The organism is Haloferax volcanii DS2, from assembly GCF_000025685.1.
GTDB classification, from domain to species: domain Archaea; phylum Halobacteriota; class Halobacteria; order Halobacteriales; family Haloferacaceae; genus Haloferax; species Haloferax volcanii.
The window spans coordinates 1,770,367-1,797,296 of sequence record NC_013967.1 but is presented as its reverse complement, the minus strand read 5'-3'; the positions used below and the strand labels follow the sequence as shown (position 1 = coordinate 1,797,296).

The window sequence follows — 26,930 nt, the reverse complement described above, 5'->3', positions numbered from 1 at the left end:
GGTCGCCGTCCGCGCCCTCAAGCGCCCGAGTCGTCCGTGGACGACGTTTCCGATTCGTCGTCCGTCGTATCGTCGTCGGTCGCGGTCGTATCGTCGTCGGTCGCGGTCGTATCGTCGTCGGACCGCTCGTCGGCGGGGGGTACCGCGACATCGCTCCCGTCGGCGTCCTTCGCCCGCTTGTCGTTCCCGGGCGGCGTCTCCGGGGCGTTGCCGCGGTCCGCGCCGTCGGCGGCCCCGTCGGATTCGCCGCCGGCCACATCGGTCACGGTTCCGTTAGTTGCGTGTCCATCGGTCTCGGTTCCGTTGGTCGCGTTCCCGGTGTCGGCGCGGGCGTCCGCGGCGCGGTCGCTCGCCTCAGAATGCGAGTTTCCCGGGGCGTCACTCCGCCCCGGGTCGTCGGGTCGTCCGCCGGCGTCGGTTTCCGTCTCGTTTGCGGCGCGCTCGCGGCCGATGCCCTTGCCGGGGTTCCCCGCGATTCCGCGGGCGATTTCGGCCACTTCGGGGCCGGTGAGTTCGCTCGCGTTCGTGCGGAGTCGGTCGAGTTCGGCCGTCTCGACGCCGCGGGCCGAGAGCTCTTGGGCGGGGACCGTCGAGGCGGCGTCAGTCGTCTGGTTCAGCATGCTCCGAGTGCGCTCGATGTCGGCGACCGTCCGGGTCAGCCGCGCGCGGTACTGGCCCTCGGAGAGCGTCCCGTTTTCGCGCTGGGCTTCGAGGCGGTCCCTGCGCTGTTCGAGTTCGGTGAGGCGCTCGCGGACCGTCTCGACCTGCGTGGCCACGACCGCGGCCTTCGAGGCGTTCGAGTTCGCGTTCGCGAAGCGCGCGTCGAAGCTGCGGCGTTCGAGTTCGCCGTTGGTCTCCGAGCCCTGTACGCCGATGACGGCGGACAGGCGCTGCCCGGGAAGCGTCTCCGACGACGCGGCGCTGTCGTTGCCCGCCGTGTCGGTGGTCGCGCTGTCGTTCGCGGTCGTCTGTGCGACGGGCGCGGCGACCGAACCATCGGTGGCCGCGGCCGCCGTTCCCGTCGGTCCGGCCGAGGCGGCGAGAGCGAGCGGTGCGCCCACCGTCGCCAGCAACACGGCGGCAGCGACGGCGAGCACAGCGGTTCGTCGACTCATCACCCTCGTTTTGGAACTCCGTTCCGATATAAGCGTGCGGTCGTGCCCCCGAATCAACCCCAGTCAACGGCAGTTTGCGATCCACCCGTGGATCGCCGCCGTCCCTCGATTAGACACCGACCACCGACCGAAACGGTCGTAAGAAATTTATACCCCGTTCGAGCCCCCGTCGGGGGCGTCCGCGCCTCCGTCGTCGTCTTCGGGCAGTCGCAGGACGTTCTCGCGGCCGAGGCGGAAGCCCTCGATGGTCCCCTCGTCGCGCATCCCGCGGACGACCTTGCTCGTCTTCGCGTCGGTCCAGTCGAGCGCGCCGGCGACCTCCTGTTGCTTGATGCGCCCTCCGCGGGACTCGATGAGCCGGAGGACGCGCTCTTCGTTGCTGAGGAGTTCCGGCGGCGGACTCGGCTCGCCGTCGTCGCTCGCGTCGGACTGGTCGGTATCGTCGGCGGCGGCGGTATCTGCACCGGCATCGGCGGTCGCCCGCGAGGTCGCGGCGGTCGAGTCGGCGGGTGCGTCGGCGTCCGTCCCGCCGGTCGCGTCGACTGCACCTGCACCGCCGTCGCCGCCGCCGAGCGCGCCCCGCGAGCGGAGATAGACCGCGCCGGCACCGACGAGAACGACGAGCGCGAGCGCGATGACCGCGGTCGTCGTCGGGAACGAGTCGTCGCTCGCGGCGGGCGTCTCGGAGTCGCCCGGCGTCGGTGTGGGCGTGGGCGTCGCCGAGGGTTCCGAGCCGCCAGCGCCGCGTTCGAGGACGACGTTCGGCTCGCCCGAGACGAACTCGGTCTGGGTGCCGCGCCAGATGACCGCGTTCTCGCGGGTCTCGTCGCCCGCGGGCTCGACGGTCGTCACGCCGTAGTCGTCGGGCCACGAGAGGATGAGCCGGGAGCTACTGTCGAGGAAGAAGCCCTCGATGGCGTCGCCGACGACGAGTCGGTCGCCGTCGACCGCCGCGAAGTTGGACCACTCGAAGGAGTAGCTGACGACGCCGAAGCTATCGGGGAGCGACCGCGTCTCGGCGGCGACCGAGACGTTCGTCGCGGCCATCTCCCGGCCGGTGGCGTTCTCGGCGGCCCCGACGGTCGAGGCGATGCGCTCCGCGAACGCCGCGGTGTAGTCGTCGGGATTGGCCCGCACGTCGTCTTGGAGCGACCGGAAGGCCTCGGTCGTGTTCTCGTCGTCGAGCCAGGTCCAGTACTGAATCTCCCAGCGGGCGTCGCCGCGCTCGGAGACCTCGACGACGATTCGCGTGCTGTCGGGTTCGACGCCCTGCTGGACGAGCGGTTCGACGCCCGGACCGCTCGCGGTGCTCTCCTGTGCGGCCGCGGTCGGCGCGACCACGGCGAGCACGCAGAGGGCGGCACACAGGAGTGCGAAGACAGCGTCTCGTATCGCCATTGGGCGTTCGTGCGAGCGCACGCAGAAAAAGTGACGCGGTTCTTCGTGCCGCTCAGTCCGTCTAGCGTCTGACGAGCGGCAGACGACCGCGGACGACGGCGTTCGCCGCGGCCACGGCCTCGTCGGCGTCGGCGCGGGTGACGCCGTCGCCGTACTTCGCGCGCTCGTAGAGGCGGCCGACCTGTCGGGTCCGCTCGTCGACGCCGACGCGGGACAGCGAGTCGAGATACGCCCTGACCGTCTCGCCGGGGCGACGCGGCCGGTACTCGCGTTCGAGGGCGAGTTCGAGGCGGTCGTACGCCCGGAACACGTCGGCGGCCGGCGAGTCGGTGCGCCGCTGGTACGCCGCGGTCGCAAACCGGAGATGTGCCGGGAGCCGCGTTCGCCTGACGCCGGCGGCGACGCCGAGGAGGCCGACGAGACCGACGAACAGCGTCTCCCGAGACGGCAGTTCGGGGAGGAGGCTGCCGCCCTCGTCGTCTTCGGCCGCGCCGTCGCCCGCGGGGGTGACGCCGAGGCGCTCGTCGATATCGGGGCCCGGCGGGCTGCCGCCGGCGGGCGTCGCGTTCGTCTCGGTCCCGTTTTCGGTCGGCGTCTCGGTGTCGGTCGCGGTCGGCGTGGGCTCGTCGGTCTCGTTGGACTCGGCGTCCGTCTCGTCGGTGTCGATGCCCGTCTGGCCCTCGTCGCGGGCGTCGCTGAGCGTCGTCGATTCCGCGTCCTCTCGGGGGCCGGCGGGCGTCGGGTCGAAGCGCACCCAGCCGGTGTCCTCGAAGTAGACTTCGACCCACGCGTGGGAGTCGAGGCCGCGGACGACGTAGCGGTCGTCACCGACCTGCTCGCCGGGCGTGTAGCCGGTGACGAACCGCGCGGGGACGCCCTCAGAGCGGAGGAGCACGACCATCGTCGAGGCGTAGTAGGTGCAGTAGCCGGCGTCCATCTCGAAGAGGAACGATTCGGCGATGTCGCCGTCGGGTCGAGACACCCGAAGCGAGTACTCCTTGTTGGCTTCGAGCCACTCCTCGACCGCGACGGCCTTGTCGTAGGGCGTCTCCGCGCCGCCCGCGATTTCGGCGGCGCGGTCGCGAACGCGGTCGGACGTGCTGTCGGGGAGTGCGAGATACCGCTCGCGAATCTCGTCGGGGTAGTCGGTGCCCGTCCGCCGGAGCGACGCCGCGGTGTACTGCGGGACGGCGCTCGTGACGTTGTAGGTCTCGCCGATTTCGACGGCTCGGTCGGGTCGGAGGTTCCCCTGCTGGGTGACGAGCGTCTCGTTTTCGATGTCGCCGGAGACGGCGACGGGCCGCCACGCCGCGGGCATGGAGTCGAGCGGCGTCGCCGGCGTGACGGTCTGGCGGACCAAGCGCGACGGCCCCTCGGGGCCGGCCAATCGGCCGCCCTCGTAGTCGCGGGTGTCGCCCGTTCTGACCCAACCGTCGCCGGTGTACCGGTCGAACGTCGCCGTCTGCCAGTAGTCCGGCGAGGTGCTCTGGACCTCGAAGCGGACCTGCGGCGAGAGACTGATGCTCCCGACGATTGAGATGCGGTCGTCCGCGCTCACGAGGCTGGCTTCGACGGTCGGCTCCTCGGCCACGCCCCCGTCGGGGATGACCGGCGACCTGCCCGCGCCGGGGAGGACCGTGACGGTAGCAGAGAGCACGACCATCGCGGCGAGGACGATTGTCAGCACGTCGAGTTGGCCGCCGGCGCTCCCGAAGCGGTCGATGCCGTCGAAGCCGACCGCGGCCATGCCCGCGCCGACGCCGAGGAGCGTGAGCGTCCCCGTCGCGTCGGTGGTGAGGACGAACAGGCCGAGGCCGCTCCCGGCGACCGCGACGGCCGGCGCGATTCGCCCGCGGACCGCGAGATACCACGCGAGGAACACCGGACCGGGGGTCACCGCGAGCGCCCACACGTCGGCCGACAGGAGCCGGAGCGCCGAGAGGCCGCTGAGGAGCGCGAACGTGTCGGCCAGGAGGCGCTCCGGCGAGAGCAGCGCGACCTGGCTCTCGGGGAGCGCGAGGAAGTACGCCGCGAAGCCGCCGCCGGCGATGAGAACCGCGAGGCCGAGCGCGTAGCGGGGGCGGAGCGTCCACCCCACCACGGTGGCGAGACCGAGCGTCCCCGCGGCGAGGAGGACGAACTGGTCGCGGCGGCCCACCACGTCCGTGATGTCGTAGACGACCGCGAGGAACGCGCCGATGAGGACCAACGACGCCGCCGTGGCGAGGAGGCCCGCAGGGACGCCGAAGACGGTGTTCGTCGAGCCGGCTGAACCGGACGACGACTCGCCGGCGACCGTCACGCCGACACCCCCGAGTCGGGTCGGCGGGTTCCGACGCGACTCGCCGGATTCCGGTTCGACCCACCTACTGCGTCACGCTCGGCGTGCAGGCGGTCGAACGTCGTCTCGCGCCCGCCGAGCGCGACGCGGGTCTTTCCGGCGTCGCCGCTGACGACGACCTCGGCGGTCTCGTCGGGGACCGACCCCGAGCGGAGCCGCGAGAGGTAGACGAGGACGCGCCGGCGGTCGCCGGGCGTCGCTTCCACGACCCCCGCGGGCGAGGTGAGGTGGACCGGAACGCCGGCGTCGAGAAGCGCACAGCAGAGCGTCGCGGCTGCCTCCGCCGCGGCGTCCTCGTGGCCGTCCGTCGCGCCGGCCGAGACGCGTACCGCGTCGGCCGTGACTCGGTCGTCGTAGGCTTTCACCACGAGGTCGCCGGACTTGGCGCTCGACTTCCAGTGGATGTCGCGGAGCGGGTCGCCGGGGACGTACTCGCGAAGGCGGTCGAACTCGGCGCGCTCGTTGGTGCGACCCGCGTCCGCGAGCGCCGAAAGGTCTCGTCGGGCCGCCGCTCCGAGCGACCGGACCCGCGGGAAGACGAGCACCTCGGTTGTCCCGCCGACGGTGAACGACTTCGAGAGCAGGCCGAGGATGTCGCGGGCGACGACGGTCGCCGGGCCGAGCGTCGCCGGGCCGCGACCGCGGTAGGTCACTTCGTAGTCGATGCGGCCGTCACCGACGACCGAATCGACCGCGGTGTCGCCGTCGAGACCGGGCGAGAGGGCGTCGGAGACGGTGGCCGGAAACGGCCGGTCGACGTCGATATCGAGCGAGACGGTGTGGGTCTCGCCGGGGAAGCCGTCGTCGGGCGCGACGCGCTCGGTGCGGGGCGGCGAGACGCGCCAGACCTGCACCGCGCCGACGACGAGGCCGACGGCGACCGGGACGACGACGGCGTTGAGTGCTCGCGGGCCGTAGGCGACGGCGTTGGCGACGCCGACGACCACGACCGCGACGGCGACCCAGCCGCGGAGGGTGAGCCGCATCGGTCTCACTCGACCGGGACGGTGTCGAGCGCCCGCTGGACCACGTCGCGGCCGGCGCGCTCGTCGGTCGTCCGAATGCGGTGGGCCCAGACGCTCCGCACCTCGCGTTGCACGTCGTCGGGGACGACGTAGTTGCGGGCGTCGAGTGCGGCGCGGGCCTGCGCGGCGCGGACGAGGGCGATGGAGCCGCGGGGGCTCACGCCGAGGTCGGCGCCCGCTCTGGTGTCGGCGGCGAGCCGAGAGACGTAGCTGCGGACCGGCTCGCTCACCGTCACGTCGAGGATGCGCTCGCGGGCGTCGCGCACGTCGCCCGCCGATGCGACGGGTTCGAGCGACTCGATGGGGTGGTGGCCGGAGACGCGGCCGAGCAGTTCCGTCTCCTCGGCCTCGGTCGGGTAGCCGAGGTGAATCTTCTTCATGAACCGGTCGAGTTCGGCCAGCGGGAGGTCGTACGTCCGGTCGGGTTCCACGTCGTTCTGGGTGGCGATGACGGTGAAGGGGTCGGGGACGCGGCGGGTGACGCCGTCGACCGTGACCTGTAGCTCCTCCATGACTTCGAGGAGCGCGGCCTGCGTCTTCGGTGGCGCGCGGTTTATCTCGTCGCCGAGGACGACGTTCCCGAAGACCGGTCCCTCGCGGAACTCGAACTCGCTGGTCTGTTGGTTGAACACGTTCACGCCCGTCACGTCGGACGGGAGGAGGTCGGGCGTGAACTGAATGCGCTCGAACTCCCCCTCTATCGAGGTGGCGATAGCGCGGGCGAGCATCGTCTTGCCGACGCCCGGCACGTCCTCCAACAGGAGGTGGCCGCGGGCGAACAGGGCCACGATGATGTCTTCGATGGCGTCGTGGTGGCCGACGATGACCCGTTCGACGTTCTCGGAGATTCGTGTCGCGAGGTCCGACACCGCCTCGACCGAGGGCGCGGGGTCGAAGTCGGCGTCTGCATGTGCATCAGTCATTGATATTCCGGATGCCCCGCCGACTGTCCGCACCGCCGACGGGCCTCTGCGTGTTAGTATTGCCTCAGCCTACCTAACCTTGCTGGGCGTGTACATTGGCCTTGCTGGTCGCCCACACGCCGCAGTCGCGGGCGGCGGCGCGGACGGGCGACCGCCCACCGCGTCGTTCCCGGCCGTTTTTATTGCTCGGCGACCCGCTTGAGGGTATGAACGCGGACGCCCAGCGGGAGGCGGTGTACGGCGCGCCGCCGGAGATGCTGGCAGTGCGAGACGACCTGACGCCGATGCTCTCGCAGTACGCCGACCTCTGCGAGGACCACGACGACGCCGTCGTGCTGTTTCAGGTCGGCGACTTCTACGAGGCGTTCTGCGGCGCGGCGGAGGCCGTCGCCCGCACCTGCGAGGTGACGCTGACCCAGCGCGAGGACTCCACCGGGACGTGGCCGATGGCGGGCATCCCCATCGACAACGCCGCGGGCTACCTCGAACGCCTGCTCGACGCCGGCTACCGGGTCGCGCTCGCGGAACAGGTCGAAGACGCCGAGGAGGCGTCCGGCCTCGTCGACCGCGCGGTCACCCAACTCATCACGCCCGGCACCGTCGTCGACGAGGAACTGCTCGACGCCGGGCGGGCGACCTACCTCGGGGCGGTCGCTCGGGGCGGCGGCAACGCCGAGACCCGCGACGGCGACGGCGACGCCGACACCTACGGTCTCGCCGTCGTGGACGTGTCGACCGGCGAATGCCTCGTCACCGGGGCGGACCGCGCGCTGGCGCTCGAAGAGCTGGAACGCCTCGCGCCCGCCGAACTCGTCGTCGGTCCCGACTGCGACCTCCCGGACCTCCCGTTCGACCCGATGGAGACGCCGTTCGAACCGGAGGCGTTCGACGCCGACGCCGCCCGCGAGACGCTGTCGGCCTACGCGCCCCGGCCGGACGCCGTGGTCGAGTCGGCCGCCGAACTCCGGGCGGTCGGCGCGGCGCTCGCCTACGCCGAGTACGCCCAGGGCGACTCGCAACTGGCGTACGTCACCCGCGTCACGCGGTTCGACCCCCGCGAGTTCCTCCAACTCGACGCGACAGCCATCCGGAGCCTCGAACTGTTCGAGTCGCGGAGCGCCCGCGCGGGAAGCACGCTGTTTTCGGTCCTCGACGAGACGGCCTGCGCGCTCGGCCGCCGCCGACTGGAGGCGTGGCTCCGCCGCCCGCTCGTCGACCGCGACCGAATCGAGGCCCGACTGGACGCCGTCGAGGCCCTCTTCGACGACGCGCTCGCCCGCGCCGACCTCCGAGACCACCTCTCGTCGGTGTACGACCTCGAACGGCTCGTCGCCCGCGTCTCCCGCGAGCGCGCCGACGCCCGCGACCTGCGCTCGCTGAAGACGACGCTCGACCGAGTGCCGGAAATCCGCGATGCGCTCGTCGGAACCGATTCCGACCTGCTTTCGGACCTGCGCGACTCGCTGGACGAGCTCGAAGACGTGCGCGACCTCGTCGGCGACGCGGTCGTCTCCGACCCGCCGCAGGAGATTACCGAGGGCGGCGTCATCGCCGACGGCTTCGACGCCGAACTGGACGACGTCCGCGGGACCGCCGAGGCGGGCCGCGAGTGGGTGTCGAACCTCGAAGCCCGCGAACAGGAGCGCACCGGCATCGACTCGCTGGAGGTCGGTTACAATCAGGTCCACGGCTACTACATCGAGGTGACGAACCCGAACCTCGACCGCGTCCCCGACGACTACCAGCGCCGACAGACGCTGAAGAACTCGGAGCGGTTCTACACGCCCGAACTGAAGGAGCGCGAGGACGAGATTCTCCGCGCCTCGGACCGCGCCGACGCCCTCGAATACGACCTGTTCTGCGAGGTGCGCGCCGACGTGGCGACCGAATCGGCTCGGGTTCAGGCCGTCGCGGACGCCCTCGCGGACCTCGACGTGCTCCGAACCCTCGCGGACGTGGCGGTGACGAACGACTACGCCCGACCCGAGTTCCATGCGGGCGACACGGACGAGAGCGCCGGCATCCGCATCGACGCCGGCAGACACCCCGTCGTCGAACGCGCGCAGGACGAGTTCGTGCCGAACCCCGCGGACCTCCCGCGGGGGAGCGTCGCGCTCGTCACCGGCCCCAACATGTCCGGGAAGTCGACGTACATGCGGCAGGTGGCGCTCGTCACACTCCTCGCGCAGGTCGGGAGCTTCGTCCCGGCGAAATCGGCCCGACTACCGGTCCTCGACCGCGTGTTCACCCGCATCGGCGCGTCCGACGACATCGCGGGCGGCCAGTCCACGTTCATGCGCGAGATGAGCGAGCTGACCGAAATCCTCCACAACGCCACCGGCGACTCGCTCGTCCTCCTCGACGAGGTCGGCCGCGGCACCTCCACCGCCGACGGCCTCGCCATCGCCCGCGCCGCCACCGAGTTCCTCCACGACGAGGTCGGCGCGACGACGCTGTTTGCGACCCACTACCACGACCTGACCGACGCGGCCGACGACCGCGCGGGCGTGTTCAACCTCCACTTCACCGCCGCGCGGCGCGACGGCGAGGTCACGTTCCTCCACAGCGTCGCCGACGGCCCCTCGTCGTCGTCCTACGGGGTCGAAGTGGCGCAGTTGGCCGGCGTGCCCGCGAGCGTGGTCGAGCGGGCGCGAACCCTCGTGGACGAACCCGAGACCGACGCCGACGCCGAGCGCGCGACCGACACAGGAAGGGACGGCGTCGCCGCCGCCGCGAACGGCGAACCCGACGAGACCGCCGAAGACGGCACGCTCGCGGCCTACGTCGATGGGCTGGAGAACGGCCACCGAGAGAGCGAGAATCCGAGCCGAGCGACCGCGACGGCCGAAACGACCGAACCGAACCCCGAACTCGAAGCCGTCGCCGAGGCGCTCCGCGAGGCCGACCTCGTGGACACCACGCCGCTGGAGGCGCTGAACCTCCTGTCGGACCTCAAAGGAAGACTCGAATGATTCACCGACTCGACCCGGAGACGCGGTCGAAAATCGCCGCCGGCGAGGTCGTCGCCCGGCCCGCGAGCGTCGTGGTCGAACTGATTGAAAACGCGCTCGACGCCGGCGCGGAGACCGTCGAAATCGACGTCGACGGCGACGGCACCGACCGAATCCGCGTCGCAGACGACGGTCGTGGGATGGCCGAGGCCGACGCCGCGCTCGCGGTCGAGCGACACACGACGAGCAAGCTTGCGGCGGCCGACGACCTCGAAACCGTCGAGACGCTCGGCTTCCGGGGCGAGGCACTCCCGAGTATCGCCGCGGCCGCCGCCCGCCTCGAACTGACGACGAACGACGGCAGCCCGCGGGGAACGCGAGTCGTCGTCGACGGCGGCGAGAACGCGCCCGGTGGCGAGCGCGACAAGACCGTCTCGCCCGCGGGTCGGGCGCGCGGGACGACCGTCGACGTGACCGGCCTGTTTGCCGACCGCCCGGCGCGGAGGAAGTCGCTCGCGTCGTCGAAAGCCGAGTTCGCCCGCGTCTCGGCGGTCGTCACGCGCTACGCGCTCACGCGGCCGGACGTGCGGTTCGTCCTGCGACACGACGGCCGCGAGACGCTCACGACGCCCGGCACCGACCGCTTCGCCGACGCGCTCTTGGCGGTGTACGGCCGCGACGCCGCGAGCCACGCCTCGACGTTCGACGCGGCGCGGGAGGTCGAGGCCGCGGGCGAGACGGCCACGGTCGAAGTCGACGGCGCGCTCTGTCATCCCGAGGTGACGCGGTCCCGACGCGACCACGTCCACGTCTCGGTCAACGGCCGCGCCCTCGCCGAACCGCGACTCCGCCGGGCGGTCGCGGACGGCTACGGGACGCTGCTTCCCGACGGGCGCGAACCGGTCGGTGTCGTCCGACTCCGCCTGCCGCCCGCGTGGGTCGACCACAACGTCCATCCGGCGAAGGACGAGGTGGGCTTCAGAGACGCCGACGCGGTCGCCGAGGCGGTCGAGGCGAGCGTCCGCGACGCGCTGTCGACCGCCGACCTCCGGCGGAGCGGCGAGGTGGCGATGGACCTCGATAGCTCGCTCGCGCCCGTCGAGGCCGCCTCGGTGTTCGACGACCTCCGCGTCATCGGGCGCTTCCGCGGCCTGTACCTGCTCTGTGAGGCCGACGACGAACTCCTCGTCGTCGACCAGCACGCGGCCCACGAGCGCATCAACTACGAGCGACTCCGCGAGGCGGTCGAATCGGCGGGCATCGACTCGGCCGCCGTCGACCCGCCGGCGACCGTCTCGCTGTCGCCGGCCGACGCGGCGCTCCTCGACGCGAACCGCGACCCCGTCGAAAAACTGGGGTTCCGCGTCGTCGAGTTCGGCGAGGGGGGCGGAACCGGAACGTACCGCGTCGAAGCGGTCCCGGCACCGCTCGGTCGCCCGTTCGCCCCGGACGCGCTCGCGGACGTGGTGGCCGACGTCGCGTCGGGCGACCACGCCGACCCGCGGGACGAACTGCTGAAAGACCTCGCGTGCCACCCGTCCATCAAAGCCGGCGACGACCTCACCGACGACGAGGCCACGCGGTTAGTCGAGCGACTCGGCTCGTGCGAGACGCCCTACACCTGTCCGCACGGCCGGCCGACAGTCCTCTCTATTGACGAGGAGACGTTCGTCCGCGGATTCGGCCGGCGGAGCGGTCGGCTCGGGTAGGTCTCGGGGAGGCCTCAGCGAGAGCAACGTTGCCGAGCCACCCCGACTGAGTCGTACGAAGTGGCGCGGTGGCTCAGACAGGAGTGGTTACCAGATAGTGACGAGGGTTGCGCGGCCGGCCGCTACCAGTCCTTGCAGTCCAGACAGACGTACTCGTCGCCGTCGAGCCACCGCTTTTGGACCGACTCTCCGCACTGCGGGCACGCCGCGGCCTCGGGTGTCCACCGATAGGTGGCGAGCGTGCTCACGTCGCGGTCGTCGGCGTCGCTGGCATTGGTGTCGCCGGCATCGGGTGAGTCGGCAGCGCCGTCGTCGCCGCCGGCGAAGTCGTCGAGCGAGCGGTTCGGCATGACTCAGCGTCCGTGGGCGCGGTGCTTATCGGTGCCGACCGAGCGGCGCGGTGGACGACCGCCGCGAACCGGGGGGCGAGGCGAGTTCCACCGGACGGGTGAGCGCCGTGCGAAACCCACACAATCAATACCCCCGACTCCCGAGAGTCGCGCATGGCAACACTCACGGACTTCGTCATCGCGCTCCTCACGAGCGTCCTCGAACTGGTGGTGACCTTCGCCGACGTGGCGCTGAGCGATCCGCTTACGACGGTGAGTTTCCTCTTCGGCAACGTCTTCATCCTGCTCGCCGTCGGCGCGTTCGCCTACGTCGCCCTCGGCGCACTCGGCGCGGAACTCGGCATCATCGGTGTCGGTTCGTCGAGCGGTAGGCCGCCGCAGCGAGAGTGATCGCTTCTTCGAGGTCGGGACCGACCGGCGACCCGACCACGACGCCGTCGGCGTGTTCGAGCACCGCGTCCATCCGGTCGGCAACGTCGTCGGGCGTGCCGGCCATCGAGAAGGCGTCTATCATCGCCGGCGTGACGAGGTCGAACGCCTCGGAGAAGTTGCCGGCGGAAATCTTCTCGCCGATGTCGCTCGCGCGGTCGGCGTCGATGCCGTGTCTGTCGAGGACCGGCGGGGCCGCCCCCGCGGCGATGAAGGCGACAGGCGGTCGGGCGGCCTCGCGGGCCGCGTCCGCGTCTTCCGAGACGGAGACGCTGGCGTAGGCGGCGAGGGTGAACTCGCCGCGGGAGTCGGGGCGGTCCTCGACGCCGATATCGACCTGTTCGCGGGCCCACGCGAGGTCGTCGGGGTGCGAGCCGTTGAACAGCAGGCCGTCGGCGTGCTTGCCGGCCATGCGACACATGTGCGGGCCCTCGCCGCCGACGTACACCGGCACCTCGCCGGGCACGTCGAAGTTGAGGCCGGCGTCGGTCGCCTCGAACGTGCCGTCGTGGCTGACGCGCTCGCCGTCCCAGAGCTTCTGTGCGACCTTGAACGCCTCCAGCACGGAGCGGAGGCCGCGCTCGTCTTCGAGGCCGAGGTTGCGGAGCGTCGAGGGGTCGCCCGGGCCGATGCCGAGGAGGCCGCGACCGCCCGAGGCTTCAGCGACGGTCGCCACCTTGCCGGCGAGCGTCACGGGGTGTAGCTCGTAGGGGTTGGCGACGCCGGGGCCGAGGCGGATGTCGTCGGTCTCGGCCGCGAGTCGCGCGAGGACCGCGAAGGGGTCGCGGTTGTTGTAGTGACACGAGACGAAACACGAGTCGTAGCCCTCGCGTTCCGCCTGCGCGCCCAGTTCGACGAGGTCGTCGACGGGATGTTCCGGGGTGAGTTCGAGTCCGAGCATGGTGTGAACGTAGTGTGAGCGTGGTGTGAGTGTGGAATGGTGAAGCGGGTCGTCAGAGGTCGTAGCGCCACTCGCGGAGCGCCTGTCGCACGAAGTCGCCGTCGATGTCGCGGAAGTGGGCGTCGCTTTCGCCGTGGTCGCCCCACTCGAAGTCGCGGACGACGACGACGGGCGTGCCGCCGTCGCCCTCGCCCTGCACGAGGTTGGCGGCCGCGGCGAGTTCGTCCACGACGCTCTCGACGGTGACGCCGAGTTCGCGGCCGTCGCGGTCGGCCTCGCCGCGCCAGTCGCGCGAGGCGCTCAGGCCCGCCCAGCCGATGGCGACGCCGCGCTGGCCGTGTCGGAACGGCCGGCCGCAGGTGTCGGTGACGACGACTCGGTCGGCGTCGACGCCGGCGCGGATGCGCTCTGCCGACTCGCTCGGGCGCTTCGGGAGCAACAGCAGGTCGTGGTCGGGGACGTTCGAGCGGTCGATGCCGGCGTTGACGCCGACGTGGCCGAACCGCGTCTCCGTCAGGAGGAACGGCTCCGACATGACGAGGTCGACGCTCTCTTCGAGGACCGCCTGCGCGAACCGCGGGTCCTTCTCGTCGCCGGTCAGTTCGGCGAGGCGAGCGGCGAGTTCGCGCGCCCGCGGGCCGGCCGGGAAGTCGTCGAGGTCCGCGAACCGCCCTTCGGCCTTCGAGACGACGGTGGAGGCGACGCAGACCACGTCGTCGGGCCGGAGGTCGACGCGCTCGGAGACGAGGGCGGCGAGGTCGTCGCCCTCGCGAATCTCGGGCACGTCGGGGACGGGAAACAGCTCCATACCGCTTCGGAGGGCGAGGGCGGTGAAAAACGACGGGATGCTGGCGAACCGGGCCGGTATCGCAGGCGGGCGACCGGAAGCGGCTCAGCTGCGAGACAGCGCGACGACGCGCCGACCTCAGTCGTCGCGGACGACCTCGACCGACACCGAGCCGTCGGTGACCGTGCCGACCATCATCGTCGCGTCGTCGCCCGGGTTCGCCGCCGTCGCGGTGCCCGGGTTGAGGACGCGGACGCCGTCGACTACCTCGTCGACCACCTCGTGGATGTGGCCCGCGACGCCGACCGCGTCGGTGCCCGCGGCGTCTCTGACCGTCTTCGCGACGCGGGACTCGTAGCCCGTTCGCGTGCCCGTGCCGTGAGTGACGACGAACGTGAGCCCGTCGACCTCGACGATTTCGACGAACGGGAGGTCGATGCCCGGCGGGTCGACGTTCCCGCTGACGCCGACGAACCGCGCCGAGAGGTCGCGGAGGCGGTCGAGCGTGGCCGGCGAGTCGAAGTCGCCCGCGTGAATCACGAGGTCGGCCTCGCGGACCGTGGCTTCGACCCACGAGGGAATCCCGTCGGCCCGCCCCGGAACGTGCGTGTCGCTCAGGATGGCGAGTCGCATACCGACACCACGCGACCGGCCTGAATAGTCGTTTTGTCAGTCGCGGCCGTAAGTCACGATATGCCACACGTCGCCACCGTCTTCCTTCGACACGACGGCCGCGTCCTCCTCACCCGTCGGAGCGATGCCGTCGGAACGTATCAGGGCCGCTGGGCCGGCGTCTCCGGCTACGTCGAGGGCGACCCCGCCGACGCCGAGCGCGACGCCCGGCGCGAACTCGCCGAGGAGGTCGGCGTCCGCGAGACCGACGCCGAACTCGTCCGTGCTGGGGAACCCCTCACGGTCACCGACGAGGGCCGCGAGTGGACCGTCCACCCGTTTCTGTTCGACGCGCGGAGCCGCGATATCGACACCGACGAGGAACTCGCCGCGGTCGAGTGGGTCCACCCGACCGCGATTCGGGAGCGCGAGGCGGTCCCCGGACTGTGGGCGACCTACCGCCGGGTCGCGCCCGCGGTCGAGACCGTCGCCGACGACGAGACCCACGGGTCGACGTGGATTTCGCTCCGGGCGCTGGAGGTCCTGCGCGACGCCGCCGCCGAGGCGGACTCGTTGGAGGCGGTCGCATCGGTCGCCCGGCGACTCCGCGACGCCCGCCCGAACATGGCCGCCGTCGAGAATCGCGTCAACCGCGTCATGGCGGAATCGGATTCCGACCCCGAATCGGTTCGCCGCCGCGCCGAGGCGGCCATCGACGCCGCCGCCGAAGCCGACGACGCGGCGGCCGCCCGCGCGGCCGAACTCATCAGAGAGCGCGGGGTCGACCGACTCGCCACGCTTTCGCGGTCGGGGACCGTCCTCGCGGCGCTCGAAGCCGCCGAGGCCGCCGCAGTCGCCGTCCTCGTCTCCGAATCCCGACCCGGCGGCGAGGGCGTCGGCGTCGCGGAACGGCTCGCCCGCGACGGGCGGGACGTGACGCTAACCACCGACGCGGCGCTCCCCGGACTCGTCGCGGCCGGCGGGGCCGACGCCGTCTTACTCGGAGCCGACTCGGTGCTCGCGTCCGGCGGCGTCGTCAACAAGGTCGGAAGCCTCCCCGCCGCGCTCGCGGCCGCCCGCGCCGACGTGCCCGTGTTCGCCGTCTGCGCCCGCGACAAGGTGCGCGGCGACGACCGCTTCGCCGGTGAAGACGCGGGCGCGCTGTACGACGGCGAGGCCGCGATAGGAACCGAGAACCCGCTTTTCGAGGTCGTTCCCGCCGACTCGCTCTCGGGGGTCGTCACCGAATCGGGCGTGTTGAACGCGGGCGACATCGGCGCGGTCGCGGACGAACACGCCGCGCTGGCGGCGTGGGACGACTGAGTCGGGAGTGCGGGGTTCTGGGAACCGCCGGGACCACTGCCGGCGGGGGCAAAAGGGTGGATTCTTGAACGTCCGACCCGGACTCCGATTCGGTGGCGATGACGAAGGTTACCCCCACTCAGCCCCTTGTGATGATAGATTTCATCCGAGCCACCAACTACTGACGACCCGTCGTTCTATCGCTCCGAATCTCGTTGCCCCGGAGCGCCGCGTCCGCGACCGTGGCGCGCCGAATCAGCCGTTTCGAGCTAGCTATTTGCCGCCGAACGACCAAAGAGGGGTATGTACCGCCGCACGTTTCTCGGAGTCGTGAGCGCGGCGGCCGCCGGACTCGCGGGCTGTACCGAAGGTAATGTGCGGCCGCCGAGGGGCGGGTGTTCGGCGCGTCGGTCCTGACCGGCGACGCCGAACTCCGAAACGCCGCCAACCTCGTACTCTACGACGAGGCGACCGGAAGCTACTGGAGTCAACTGCTGGCGACCGGCATCTGTGGCCCGCAGTCCGGCGAGCGACTGGCGATTCTCCCGTCGTCGGTGACGACGTGGGGCGAGTGGCGCGCCGACCCTCGACCGGAGCCCCGAAACCGGACACCGACGCCGAAGCCGCAACGTCCTTCGTGAGCCGCCGCGACCCCTCGGCCATGCACATCGAACGCATCGCGGTCGACGAGTCGGTCGGTCGGACGATGCCCCCGGGGCTGTTCGTCGAGGCGCTTTCGGGCCGCGGCGTGCCCGTCGAGCGCGTCGGCGACGACGAGGAGTTCGGGCCGGGCGACGCGGTCGCCACGTTCGGCCACAGAGACGCCTTCGTCGACGCCGACTGGGTCCACTGCGTCCGCGCCGGCTACGACGAGTACCCCGTCTCCGACTACGAGGCGGCCGGCACGGCCCTCACGAACAGCACCGGCGTCCACGGGACCACGGTCGGCGAGACGGTCGTCGGCTACATGCTGACGCTCGCCCGCCGTCTCCACGCCTACCGCGACGCCCAGCGCGACCGCGAGTGGGACCTGCCGCGCTACACGGAGCCCTTTACCCTCGACGGCGAGCGCGTCTGCGTCGTCGGCCTCGGCACGCTCGGCCGGGGCGTGGTCGACCGCGCGGCCGCCCTCGGCATGGAGGTCGTCGGCGTCCGGCGCTCCGGCGACCCCGTGGAAAACGTCTCGGCGGTGTTCACCCCCGACCGACTGCACGAGGCCGTCGCCGACGCCCGATTCGTCGTGCTGGCGATGCCGCTGACCGCGGAGACCGAGGGCATGGTCGCCGCGCCGACGTTCGAAGCGATGCGCGAGGACGCCTATCTCGTGAACGTCGCGCGCGGCCCCGTCGTCGACGAGGCCGACCTCGTGGCGGCGCTCGACGCCGGCGACATCGCGGGCGCGGCGCTCGACGTGTTCGAAGCGGAACCGCTTCCATCGGAGTCGCCGCTGTGGGAGTTCGACGAGGTGCTCGTCACGCCGCACGTGAGCGCCGCGACGGGGAAGTACCACGAGGACATCGCGGCGCTCGTGCGGGAGAACGTCGAGAAGATAGCCGCCGGCGACCCGCTCACGAACCGCGTGGCGTGAGTTCGCTTGGGGGGCTGGTCGCGGGCGGTCGCGGGGGTGTCGGCGGGACGGCGCGTCGCTCAGAGGAACTTGAACAGGTCGTCGCGGCCCTGTTCGTGGAGGTGCGACCGCAGGGCGTCTTCGAGGTGGGAGATGTCGCCGCGCTTGGCCGTGATGGGCGCGATGACGTTCCGCCACTGCTTCCACGGCGGGAAGAGGCCGAGGCGGTCACAGAGGTCGTTCAGGCGCTCGTCGCGGTCGTCGACCTTGTCCATCTTGTTGACCGCGACCACGGTCGGGATGTCGAGTTCGTCGAGGAAGAAGAACATCTCCACGTCGTGCGGGATGGAGTCTTCGGTGGTGTGGCGGTCGATGATGTCGATGACGCTCTTCCCGTCGACGACGAGGACCGCCGCGAGGATGTCGTCGGCGTGCTCCTCGATGTACTGGACGACGTCGGTCTTGATTGCCTCGCGGGTGTCGCGGTCGACGCCGGACATGAAGCCGAACCCGGGGAGGTCGGTGAACATGAATTTCTCCGCGTTCCAGTCGAAGTGGTTGGGCTTTCGGGTGACGCCGGGCTTCTTGCCCGTCGTGAACTTGCTGTGACCCGTCAGCTCTCGCATCAGGGTGGACTTCCCCACGTTCGACCGCCCGACGAGGACGATTTCGTCGCGGTCCGGTCGGTCTTGGAACATACCGGTGGTTCGCCACCGCGACGGATAAGGTGGGCGGAACGGACCCGCCGGTGCGCGGCGTCGGCGTCGAAAAATCACGCCTCCGGGCGAGTCGCCCCCACAGCGACTCGACGACGACGCGTGAATGCGGCGGCCGCGTCAGTCACAGCCGCCGACCGATGGCTCGCCGGCGTGCTCGTCGAGGAATCGCAGCAGCGGCTCGATTTCGTCGAATCGAGGGCCGCACGCGACGGAACCGCGACGACGGTTCCAGTCGACGAAGCCGGCGTCAGCGAGCTTCGGCAGGTGAACGTGGAACAGTTCCAGCTTCAGTCGGTCGCGGTCGCGGCCGCCACCAACGGCCGCGTCCCGCGTTGCCGCGTCGAGGCGCGTGCGTCGCCGTCGGCGCAGGCCCAACAGCAACCGTCGCCGATGGACGTTTCCGAGGGCGTCGAACGCCTCGTCGAGGCGGGGGGACGCTGTGGCTACCATCGGCGCAACCCCCGTCGAATCCGAACGGGCGTCGCGGGACGGGCGCGAGACGCCGAGATAACGCGGCTTCCGCGAGTCGCTGACAGGCCCCGCTCCGGGCACCCGGCGAACACCACCCGATACCGGTACCGTCGAGAGCGCGGCTCGTCAGTCACACGTCGGTACGCGGCTGTACCACCACGGCGCTGTCGGGCGGCGTACGGCTGTCGATGTCTGTGTGCGTTCACAACTACGTCCCCCGAGGGGTCATAGCTAGCAAGCCAGCATTCTCTTTCTGCTTTCACAGTCCGGTCATTGAAGTAGTGCATCCGGGAAATCGATGGGGCGCGCGTCCGAGTGGGCTGCGGTCACACACGAACGTTGTCGGCCGAAATCCTGCCGAACACGAGCGCGCCCCGGCGGCGACGAGGCCGACCTCCGGGCGCGGTCGTGGTTTTCGGTTGACATAGGTGTTCAATACAGCGGCTGCTAAATGAGAGCCAGCAATGGCCGTAATCGTCGAGTTGACGATTGACTCAGAGAGCTTCGGCCTCGGGAGGGTCACCGCCGTGTCGAACGGCGTCCACCTCGAGTTAGAGCGCGTCGTCCGAGACGACCGGCTCGTCGACGATTTGGCGGCCGTCGCCCGCATCGAAGACCGGGTGTTGTACAAGGTCAACTGGGGGGAGTCCACGTCGAGTCTGACCCGGGTTCTCACCGACAGCGAGGCGACGATTCTCGAAGCCCGCGGCAACGACCCGTGGCTGTTCCGCCTCAGATTCAACGACCACGCGGCGCTCACCGAGTTCCACAACCGCTGTCAGGACGAGACCATCGAGTTCCACGTCGAGCGCATCTACACCCTCGCGGAGGGCGAACCGGGCGTCTACAACTTCGACATCACCGACGAACAACAGGAGGCGCTCGTCACCGCCGTCTCCGAGGGGTACTTCGAGGTTCCGCGGCGAACCACGCTCAACGAGGTGGCCGACCGACTCGGAATCAGCCCGCAGGCCGCCTCCGAGCGCGTCCGCCGCGGGGCCGACACCGTCCTCCGGAAGGTGCTGTTGTCGCAGTCGGCGGCCGACCTCTCGTAACGACCGACTGGGAGACTGCGCGGCGGCCGGAACCGCTCGCGGCCCGAGCGGGGGAGCTATTGGCCCGGCGCGAGTACGCGACGGCGACGCGATGGACAAAGCGACGCTCCGAACGACGGTGTGGGACGACCTCGAATCGTCGGGCGCGGCCCGGTTTCCCTTCCCGCCGCACGGCCGCATCCCGAACTTCGACGACGCGACGGCGGCCGCCGAGCGACTCGCGGCGACGCCCGAGTGGGCCGCCGCCGACGCGGTGAAGGCCAACCCGGACGCCCCGCAACTCCCCGTCAGGCGGCGGGCGCTCCGCGAGGGCAAGACCGTCTACATGGCCGTCCCGCGACTCCGCGACGAGGAGTGCTTCTACGAACTCGACCCCGCGCGCATCGACGACGAACACCTCGACAGCGCGCCGACCGTCTCGCACGTCGAGACCTACGCCGACACGGTCGGCCCCGACGCGCTGCCGCCCATCGACCTCGTCGTCTCGGGGTCGGTCGCCGTCTCCGAGACGGGCGCTCGCGTCGGGAAGGGCGAGGGGTTCAGCGACCTCGAATACGCGGTGTTGCGGGGGCTGGGAGCCGTCACCGCGGAGACGACCGTGGCGACGACGGTCCACGAGCGACAGGTCCGCGACGACCTGCCCGAGCCGGACGCCCACGACGTGCCGATGGACTTCGTCGTCACCCCCGACCGGCTGGTCCGAACCGAGACCCCGTATCCGCGGCCCGAGGGAATCGACTGGGGCGCGCTCCCCGACGAGCGCCTCGACGAGATGCCCGTCCTCCGGCGGTTGCGCGACGAGTCGGGCGCGGTGGGCGAGTAGCCGAGCCCCTGCTTATTTCACCGCCCGGGCCGACGTGAGGCCGTGCGACTCGTACAGGTGTTGGTGCCGACCGGCAAGCGCGAGGCCGTCCTGCGGACGCTCGACGAGGAGGGCGTCGACTACGCCGTCTCCGAGGAGACCTCCGGGCGCGGCTTCGTCGCCGTCGTCACCTTCCCGGTCCCAAAGGAGGCCGTCGAACCGGTGTTGGCTCGGCTCCGCGAAGCGGGCGTCGAGCGCGACGCCTACACCGTCGTCGTCGCGGCCGAGACGGTCGCCTCGAAGCGGTTCGATCAACTGCGCGAGCAGTACGAGGAAGACGACGAGAACGGCGACCGCATCGCCCGCGAGGAGCTGGCCTCGAAGGCCGCCGACCTCGCGCCGTCGGTGTCGACGTACGTGCTCATGACGGTCATCTCGGCGCTCGTCGCCACCGCGGGCCTGCTTCTGGACTCGCCCGCCGTGGTCGTCGGCTCGATGGTCATCGCCCCGCTCGTCGGCCCCGCGATGTCCGCGAGCGTCGGCACCGTCGTCGACGACGACGAGATGTTCGCCCGCGGGGTTCGCCTGCAAGCGCTCGGCGGCCTCCTCGCGGTCGGCGCGGCCGCCGCCTTCGCCTTCCTGCTCAAACAGACCGGGGCGGTCCCGCTGTCACCGGCCGAGGTGCTGTCGATTCCCGAGGTGGACGAGCGCCTCGCGCCCGACGTGCTGTCGCTCGTCATCGCGCTCGGCGCGGGGGCGGCGGGCGCGATTTCGCTCTCCTCGGGCGTCTCGACCGCGCTCGTCGGCGTCATGATAGCCGCCGCGTTGGTCCCGCCGACCGCCGTCGTCGGCATCGGCATCGCGTGGGGCGCGCCCGAGGCCGTCGTCGGGTCGGCCATCCTCGTCCTCGTCAACATCCTTTCGGTCAACTTCGTCGCCATCGGCGTCCTCTGGCGACAGGGCTACCGCCCCGAGCGCTGGATTCGTCGCGACGAGGCCCGCCGGGCCGCCCTGTTCCGCATCGCCGTCATCGGGGTCGGCCTGCTCGTCCTCTCGTCGTTCCTCGGCGCGGTCACCTACACGACCTACCGGAACGCCGACTTCCAGTCGGAGGCGCACGACGCCATCGAAGACGCGCTTTCGGACACCGACGCCCGCCTGCTGTCGATGGAGCTGCGGTACGGCAGCGGGCCGCTGCAAGAGCCGGAGGGAATCGTCGTGACCGTCGGCTACGACCCGGCCTCCGACCCGCCGATGGTCGAACGCGAACTCACGAGGCGGGTGAACGCCGTCGCCCCCGAACCGCTGTCGCCGTGGGGGGCGAGCGAAATCGACGTCGAAGTGCGCTACGTCGCCGTCGTGGAGTAGGGCGACCGGCGTCCCGTCTCCCGTTTCGAAGGCTACAGTCGCTCTTTGTCTCTAGCGCGGCTTGAATAGCTGAACCGACGTACGAGAGGTATGCAACGACGCACGATTGCTCCGATATTCCTCGTCGGCCTCGTCCTCCTCGCTGGCTGCCTCTCGGCACCCTTGCAGACGACGGCCGACGGGGGCGCAGACGGGATAAACGCGACGAACGCGACGACCGTCTCCACGACCGGCACCGGCGAAGTGACCGCCGACGCCGACCTCGCCGTGGTCTCCATCGCCGTGACGACCACCGCGGACTCGGCCGACGAGGCCCGCGGCACCGTCGCCGACGACGTGGCCGCCGTCCGCGCCGCCCTCACCGACGCCGGCATCGCCGAGGACGCCGTCCAGACGACCGGCTTCAACATCTACCCCGAGTACGATTACAGCGGTCAGGAACGCGAACTCCTCGGCTACCGCGCCGCCCACACCCTCCGCGTCGAGGTCGCCCCCGACCGCGCCGGCGAAGTCATCGACCTCGCGGTCGGTGCCGGTGCCAGCGAAATCCGCGGCGTCGCCTTCACGCTCACCGACGAGAAGCGCGCCGAACTCCGCGAAGAAGCCCTGACCCGCGCCGTCGACTCCGCGAAGGCCGACGCCGACTCGGTCGCCAGCGCCGCCGACCTGACCGTCACGGGCGTCCACACCGCCACCGTCGGCGGCAGCGCCTCGCCCGGGCCGTACCCGGTCGCCTACGCCGAGGACGCCGCCCGCGCCTCGTCCGGTTCGACCGAGCTCTCGCCCGGCCCCGTGACCGTCTCGGCGACCGTCCAGATGGTCTACGAAGCCGAATCGGAATAGGAACCCGCCCCCGCTGACCGAATCGCTGACCGAACCACGGTTCGACCCACCTCGCGCCCTCTTTCTCCGACACCCACCGCGTAGCCGCGGCGCTCTGGGCTCGCGGCGTGGCGAAACCGACAGAACCGGAAAATCCGCGTCGCTTACTCGTTGCGCGACGGCGGGATGTCGGGTTCGAACCCGATGGCCTCGACCGCGGCGTCGAGGACGGCCTCGACGTTCTCGCCCGTCTCGACGCTCATGTAGATGTCGGCGTCCATGTCGGTCGAGCGGTCGCTCTTGTTACAGACGGTGAGGACGGGGATGTCTCGCTCCTCGAAGCGCGCTTTCACGGCGTCGCGGAGTTCGAGTTGCGACTCGATGGGGTAGCCGCACGCCCCGCTGGCGTCGGCGACGAAGAGGACGGCGTCCGCGAGGTGTTCGAGGGCGCTCACGGCCTGCCGCTCGATGTCGTTGCGCTCGTCTTCGGGACGGTCGAGCAGCCCCGGCGTGTCGATAATCTGGTAGCGGATGCGGTCGCGGTCGAAGTGCCCGATTTGGACGCCCTTCGTCGTGAAGGGGTAGCGGGCGATTTCGTTCGACGCGCGGGTCACGTCGTTCACGAACGAGGACTTGCCGACGTTCGGGTAGCCGGCGACGACGATTGCCGGTTCGTCCGGGCGGATGTCGGGGAGGTCCTTCAGGGCGTCGCGCGCCTCGCCGATGCGGAGCAGGTCGTCTTCGACCTCCTCGACGACGCTCGCCATGCGGGCGAACGCCTGCTTTCGGTGCTTGCGCGCGAGGTCCGCGTCGGTCTTGCGGAGCTTCGGCTGGTACTCGCGGGCGATGTTGTCGACCTGCCGGGAGGCCCACATCACTTCCGAGAGGCTCTTTCGGACCTCGTCGACGTCGACGATGGCGTCGGCGAGTTCGTAGTAGAAGGGGTCGACCGTCTCGAAGTCGGGCCACTCGACGACGACGTTCTCGAGGTTGTCCGAGAGGATGTTCGACGCCGTCTGGAGCATCGACTGCTGAGCCTCCAACTTGTTCTGCTTCGCTCGCCCCGTGCGCGCGGCCCGCGAGAAGGCCTTGTCGATGAGTTCGTCCGACCGGGGCGTGGTCGGGAGAGACTCGAAAATCATTGCAGTCCGCTACATGGCCGAGCCGTAAAAGCGCGTCCGTTTGGGGCTCGGCGCTTCGAGCGGGGGATTCGCCGTGCAGGTCTCCCGCACGGTTCGACCGGAAGCGAAGGGGTCGCAGGGGGTCGGCGCGGGGACGCGAACGGGCGCGGCCGGACGACCCGCCCCACCCGGGCCGCCACGAAGTTCTTGCCCGCCCGCGGCCTACCTCGACGCATGACTGACTGGAAAGCTGTCGCCGTCGGCTTCGTCGTCATCGTCGTCGTCGGCACGGGCGGGCTGGCGCTCCCCGTCGTCGGCCAAATCGGCGCGGGCCTGCTCGGTGGCTTCGCGGCGGGCTACCTCGCGGGCGGCACGCTCGGCAACGGCGCGTGGAACGGCCTCGTCGCGGGCTCCATCTCGGGCATCGTCGTCACGCTCTTCGCGGCGCTCCTCGGGAGTCTGCTCGGACTCGCCGGCGGGCCGCTGGGCGGCCTCCTCGGCGGCGTCGGCGTCCTCGTCGCGGGCGTCGTGCTGACGCTCATCTTCGCAATCGACAGCGCCATCGCCGGGGCCGCCGGCGCGTGGGTGAAGGGCTGAGGCTGAGCTGAATCTGAGGCGGCGGTTGGAGGGCGTCGCAACGGGCTACTCGCCGCGTTCGAGGTACTCCCGCTGAATCTCGACGACCTCGGTCGAGTCCGCACACGCCGCGTACCGGCGCAGCGGCTCCTCGTTGAGTTCCAGGAACGTGTGGCCCCAGTTGAACTTCGAGAGCACGTCTTCGGCCCGCTTCTTCTCGCCGAAGATGACGAGGGCGGCCGCTATCGCCTCGACCGTCGTCAGCTGCATCGGGCGGCCGAAGTTCACGGGGTTGGCGGCGACGAGATAGGGGAGCGCGCGGTGCTCGCCGGGGAGCGAGAACATGGCCTCGCCGGCCGATTCCCACGAGCAGTCGAGCGCGACGAGCGCGCCGGTGTCCGCGTCGGCGGGCGACAGCGCCCTGTCGGCGTGCGGGTTGAGCACGACGCCGTAGGGGGTCTCGCGGTCGGAGCCGTGGAGGACGGCCATGTCGAAGCGTTCGAGCTTCTTTGCCGTGCACTTCTTCGGGTCGTCGTCGCCCTCGTATCGAACGTGCAGGTCCACAGCCGCGGTACGCGGCTGGCGGAGAAAAGCGTCCCGAACGCGGTGTCGGCCGGGGCGTTCGACGGCAACACCGACAGGGCCGGCAGCGCCGGCGTCGGATTCTTCCCGCCCGCCGACGAAGAAAGCGCGTGCACCCCGACGCGACGTATCTGGCCCGGCAGTACTACACGGCGCTCGACCACCACGGATACGACATGCTTCGGAACCTCCTCGAACCGGAGTTCGTCCAGCACCGCGGCGACATGACGCTCTCGGGGCGCGAGGAGTTCGTCACGTTCATGCGGGACGACCGGCCGCAGAAGGACACGCGACACGTCATCGAACGCTACATCCAGTCGAAGTCCGACGACGAAATCGTCGTCCGCGGCCACCTCGAAGACGGCGATGGCGACGAGCTGTTCGTCTTTCTCGACCGGTTTCGAGCGCGCGACGGGAAGCTCTCGGAGCTGAAGACGTTCGTCAAATCCTCGACGGCGAACTGACGGGGCGTCGCTGGAAATCGGAGTACTGGGGTCGCGGCGCGTCAGACGCTCAGTCTTTCTTGCCAGCGCCGACCGCGGCCTCGCCGACGGGCTCGTGACCCTCGATGACCTCGCGGCCGCCCATGTAGGGCTGGAGGGGTTCGGGCACGTCGACCGTGCCGTCCTCGTTTTGGTAGTATTCGAGCAGCGCGACCATCACGCGGCCGACGGCCGTGCCCGAGGCGTTGAGCGTGTGGAGGTACTCCGCCGACTCGTGGCGCTCGGGGCGGTAGCGGAGGCCCGCGCGGCGCGCCTGGAAGTCCTCGAAGTTCGAGGCCGACGACACTTCCAGCCAGCGGCCGCCCTGTTCGGGGGCGTCCTCGGACTCCGTGCCGGGGGCCCACACTTCGAGGTCGTAGGTCTTCGCCGACGCGAAGGTGAGGTCGCCGGTGCAAAGCGAGAGGACGCGGTACGGCAGGCCGAGTCGGTCGAGCACTTCGGCGGCCTCGTCGACGAGCGCTTCGAGCCGGTCGTACGACTCGTCGGGTTCGACGAAGTTGACGAGTTCGACCTTGTTGAACTGGTGGACGCGGACGATGCCGCGAGTCTCGGTGCCGTGTTCGCCCGCCTCGCGCCGGAAGTTCGGCGTGTACGCCTGATGTTTCAGCGGGAGGTCGTCCTTCAGGAGAATCTCGTCGCGGTACATGTTCGTCACCGGCACCTCCGCGGTGGGACAGAGCCACAGGTCGTCGTCGTCGTAGTTCTCTGTCTCCGCGCCGCCGATGCGGTAGGCGTCCTCCGCGAACTTCGGGAGCTGGCCGGTGCCCTCCATCGAGGTGGTCTTGACCGGAATCGGCGGGAACAGGTCGACGTACTCCTGTTCGCGGTGCACGTCGAGCATGAACTGCACGAGCGCGTGTTCGAGCATCGCGCCCTCGCCTTTCAGGAAGTAGAAGCCCGAGCCGGTGGTCTTGGCCGCGCGACCCTCGTCGATGATGTCGAGTTCCTCGCCGAGGTCGTAGTGCGGCGTCACCTCGTCGGGGAGCTCGCGCAGGTCGTCGAAGCCGACGCGGCGGACCTCCTCGTTGTCGTCCTCGTCGGCTCCGACGGGGACCGACTCGTGGGGGAGGTTCGGCAGCTCCATGAGCGCCTCGTCGAGTTCCGCTTCGAGCTCGTCGGCGCGGGTTTCGAGCTCCTGGAGCTCCTCTTTGAGTTCGCCCGAGCGGTCGATGGCTTCCTGCGCCTCCTCGTCTTTGCCCTCCTGTTTCAGCTGGCCGATCTGCTGGCTGACCTCGTTGCGCTCGTGGCGGAGGTCGTCGCCCTCGGCCTTCAGCGAGCGCCACTCGTCGTACACGTCGAGGACGCGGTCGATGTCCACGTCCTCCATGTTTCGGGCGGCGAGCGCGTCGCGAACTCGCTCCGGTTCGTCGCGGAGTAGTTGCCTGTCAATCATTGGGCTGTGATTTCCGGGCGGGCGGGAAAATCGTATCGCATCGCTGAGGAACGGGGGCGAGCACGCGGCGGGCGAACGCGAGGAATCCGCGCCGAATGCGCGCGACGA

26 protein-coding genes are annotated in these 26,930 nt (G+C 70.6%); 12 read left to right on the top strand and 14 right to left on the bottom strand.

The window, feature by feature from the left end:
• Positions 1-17 precede the first annotated feature (17 nt).
• The 5 genes from HVO_RS14030 to HVO_RS14010 form a co-directional block, all read right to left on the bottom strand.
• Positions 18-1,115: a DUF7096 domain-containing protein gene (locus HVO_RS14030; RefSeq protein WP_218623719.1), complete on the bottom strand. Its 1,098-nt coding sequence runs from the start codon at positions 1,113-1,115 to the stop codon at positions 18-20.
• 147 nt (positions 1,116-1,262) lie between these two features.
• Positions 1,263-2,513, bottom strand: a complete 1,251-nt coding sequence (locus tag HVO_RS14025; protein WP_004041824.1) for a DUF7345 domain-containing protein — start codon at positions 2,511-2,513, stop codon at positions 1,263-1,265.
• 61 nt (positions 2,514-2,574) lie between these two features.
• Complete coding sequence (locus HVO_RS14020; protein ID WP_004041823.1) at positions 2,575-4,815, bottom strand: transglutaminase domain-containing protein; 2,241 nt, start codon at positions 4,813-4,815, stop codon at positions 2,575-2,577.
• Entirely contained in the window at positions 4,812-5,840 is a 1,029-nt protein-coding gene (locus HVO_RS14015) for a DUF58 domain-containing protein (RefSeq protein ID WP_004041822.1), read from the bottom strand. Before HVO_RS14015 ends, HVO_RS14020 begins: the two co-directional genes overlap by 4 nt.
• Positions 5,841-5,845: 5 nt before the next feature.
• Positions 5,846-6,802, bottom strand: coding sequence for an AAA family ATPase (locus HVO_RS14010; protein WP_004041821.1), 957 nt, complete (start codon positions 6,800-6,802; stop codon positions 5,846-5,848).
• A 206-nt stretch (positions 6,803-7,008) separates the two neighbouring features.
• On the opposite strand from HVO_RS14010, the gene mutS reads away from it, so the two are divergent.
• Complete coding sequence (gene mutS / locus HVO_RS14005) at positions 7,009-9,774, top strand: DNA mismatch repair protein MutS (RefSeq protein WP_004041820.1); 2,766 nt, start codon at positions 7,009-7,011, stop codon at positions 9,772-9,774.
• A complete protein-coding gene (mutL, locus tag HVO_RS14000; protein ID WP_004041819.1) occupies positions 9,771-11,462 on the top strand; it encodes a DNA mismatch repair endonuclease MutL in 1,692 nt (563 codons plus the stop codon). The genes mutS and mutL overlap by 4 nt, the downstream gene beginning before the upstream one ends.
• A 122-nt stretch (positions 11,463-11,584) precedes the next feature.
• Here the strand turns inward: mutL and HVO_RS13995 are convergent, their stop codons facing one another.
• Positions 11,585-11,812: a DUF7573 domain-containing protein gene (locus tag HVO_RS13995; protein ID WP_004041818.1), complete on the bottom strand. Its 228-nt coding sequence runs from the start codon at positions 11,810-11,812 to the stop codon at positions 11,585-11,587.
• Positions 11,813-11,965: 153 nt separating this feature from the next.
• Here HVO_RS13995 and HVO_RS13990 point away from each other — a divergent pair, with 153 nt between their 5' ends.
• Positions 11,966-12,202, top strand: a complete 237-nt coding sequence (locus HVO_RS13990) for a hypothetical protein (protein ID WP_004041817.1) — start codon at positions 11,966-11,968, stop codon at positions 12,200-12,202.
• Here the strand turns inward: HVO_RS13990 and HVO_RS13985 are convergent.
• The 3 genes from HVO_RS13985 to HVO_RS13975 all read right to left on the bottom strand — a co-directional run bounded on the left by HVO_RS13985 (position 12,156) and on the right by HVO_RS13975 (position 14,562).
• On the bottom strand, positions 12,156-13,142 hold the full coding sequence (locus HVO_RS13985; protein ID WP_004041816.1) for a 5,10-methylenetetrahydromethanopterin reductase: 987 nt from the start codon (positions 13,140-13,142) through the stop codon (positions 12,156-12,158). The two genes, HVO_RS13990 and HVO_RS13985, sit on opposite strands and share 47 nt — an antisense overlap.
• A 52-nt stretch (positions 13,143-13,194) precedes the next feature.
• Positions 13,195-13,950, bottom strand: coding sequence for a coenzyme F420-0:L-glutamate ligase (locus tag HVO_RS13980; RefSeq protein ID WP_004041815.1), 756 nt, complete (start codon positions 13,948-13,950; stop codon positions 13,195-13,197).
• A gap of 117 nt (positions 13,951-14,067) precedes the next feature.
• On the bottom strand, positions 14,068-14,562 hold the full coding sequence (locus HVO_RS13975) for a metallophosphoesterase family protein (RefSeq protein WP_004041814.1): 495 nt from the start codon (positions 14,560-14,562) through the stop codon (positions 14,068-14,070).
• Between the two features lie 60 nt (positions 14,563-14,622).
• Here HVO_RS13975 and HVO_RS13970 point away from each other — a divergent pair, with 60 nt between their 5' ends.
• From HVO_RS13970 to ddh, 3 genes are all read left to right on the top strand, one after another.
• Positions 14,623-15,864 (top strand): NUDIX domain-containing protein, encoded by a 1,242-nt coding sequence (locus tag HVO_RS13970; RefSeq protein WP_004041813.1) that lies wholly within the window; start codon positions 14,623-14,625, stop codon positions 15,862-15,864.
• Between the two features lie 374 nt (positions 15,865-16,238).
• On the top strand, positions 16,239-16,484 hold the full coding sequence (locus tag HVO_RS13965; protein ID WP_004041812.1) for a DUF3179 domain-containing (seleno)protein: 246 nt from the start codon (positions 16,239-16,241) through the stop codon (positions 16,482-16,484).
• Positions 16,485-16,504: 20 nt separating this feature from the next.
• Positions 16,505-17,431 (top strand): D-2-hydroxyacid dehydrogenase, encoded by a 927-nt coding sequence (gene ddh, locus HVO_RS13960; protein WP_013035655.1) that lies wholly within the window; start codon positions 16,505-16,507, stop codon positions 17,429-17,431.
• A 59-nt stretch (positions 17,432-17,490) separates the two neighbouring features.
• Here ddh and engB read toward each other — a convergent pair whose 3' ends face one another.
• Both engB and HVO_RS13950 read right to left on the bottom strand, forming a co-directional pair.
• Positions 17,491-18,108, bottom strand: a complete 618-nt coding sequence (engB, locus tag HVO_RS13955) for a GTP-binding protein EngB (RefSeq protein WP_004041810.1) — start codon at positions 18,106-18,108, stop codon at positions 17,491-17,493.
• A 138-nt stretch (positions 18,109-18,246) separates the two neighbouring features.
• Entirely contained in the window at positions 18,247-18,579 is a 333-nt protein-coding gene (locus tag HVO_RS13950; protein WP_004041809.1) for a DUF7344 domain-containing protein, read from the bottom strand.
• Between the two features lie 485 nt (positions 18,580-19,064).
• Here HVO_RS13950 and HVO_RS13945 point away from each other — a divergent pair, with 485 nt between their 5' ends.
• The 4 genes from HVO_RS13945 (at position 19,065) to HVO_RS13930 (ending at position 22,668) form a co-directional block, all read left to right on the top strand.
• Positions 19,065-19,655, top strand: a complete 591-nt coding sequence (locus HVO_RS13945; protein WP_004041808.1) for a helix-turn-helix domain-containing protein — start codon at positions 19,065-19,067, stop codon at positions 19,653-19,655.
• A 91-nt stretch (positions 19,656-19,746) separates the two neighbouring features.
• On the top strand, positions 19,747-20,478 hold the full coding sequence (locus HVO_RS13940) for a 5-formyltetrahydrofolate cyclo-ligase (RefSeq protein ID WP_004041807.1): 732 nt from the start codon (positions 19,747-19,749) through the stop codon (positions 20,476-20,478).
• Positions 20,479-20,520: 42 nt separating this feature from the next.
• Positions 20,521-21,825 carry a TIGR00341 family protein gene (locus tag HVO_RS13935; RefSeq protein WP_004041806.1) on the top strand — a complete coding sequence of 435 codons (1,305 nt, stop codon included), beginning with the start codon at positions 20,521-20,523 and terminating at the stop codon, positions 21,823-21,825.
• Positions 21,826-21,915: 90 nt separating this feature from the next.
• On the top strand, positions 21,916-22,668 hold the full coding sequence (locus HVO_RS13930; protein ID WP_004041805.1) for an SIMPL domain-containing protein: 753 nt from the start codon (positions 21,916-21,918) through the stop codon (positions 22,666-22,668).
• Between the two features lie 143 nt (positions 22,669-22,811).
• On the opposite strand, the gene HVO_RS13925 is transcribed toward HVO_RS13930, so the two are convergent.
• A complete protein-coding gene (locus tag HVO_RS13925; protein WP_004041804.1) occupies positions 22,812-23,789 on the bottom strand; it encodes an NOG1 family protein in 978 nt (325 codons plus the stop codon).
• Between the two features lie 213 nt (positions 23,790-24,002).
• Here HVO_RS13925 and HVO_RS13920 point away from each other — a divergent pair, with 213 nt between their 5' ends.
• Positions 24,003-24,365 carry a DUF5518 domain-containing protein gene (locus HVO_RS13920; protein WP_004041803.1) on the top strand — a complete coding sequence of 121 codons (363 nt, stop codon included), beginning with the start codon at positions 24,003-24,005 and terminating at the stop codon, positions 24,363-24,365.
• Positions 24,366-24,410: 45 nt separating this feature from the next.
• Here the strand turns inward: HVO_RS13920 and HVO_RS13915 are convergent, their stop codons facing one another.
• Positions 24,411-24,908 carry a DUF367 family protein gene (locus HVO_RS13915; RefSeq protein ID WP_004041802.1) on the bottom strand — a complete coding sequence of 166 codons (498 nt, stop codon included), beginning with the start codon at positions 24,906-24,908 and terminating at the stop codon, positions 24,411-24,413.
• 128 nt (positions 24,909-25,036) lie between these two features.
• Here HVO_RS13915 and HVO_RS13910 point away from each other — a divergent pair, with 128 nt between their 5' ends.
• Positions 25,037-25,390, top strand: coding sequence for a nuclear transport factor 2 family protein (locus HVO_RS13910; RefSeq protein ID WP_004041801.1), 354 nt, complete (start codon positions 25,037-25,039; stop codon positions 25,388-25,390).
• Between the two features lie 49 nt (positions 25,391-25,439).
• On the opposite strand, the gene serS is transcribed toward HVO_RS13910, so the two are convergent.
• On the bottom strand, positions 25,440-26,822 hold the full coding sequence (gene serS, locus HVO_RS13905) for a serine--tRNA ligase (protein ID WP_004041800.1): 1,383 nt from the start codon (positions 26,820-26,822) through the stop codon (positions 25,440-25,442).
• Between the last annotated feature and the right edge of the window lie 108 nt (positions 26,823-26,930).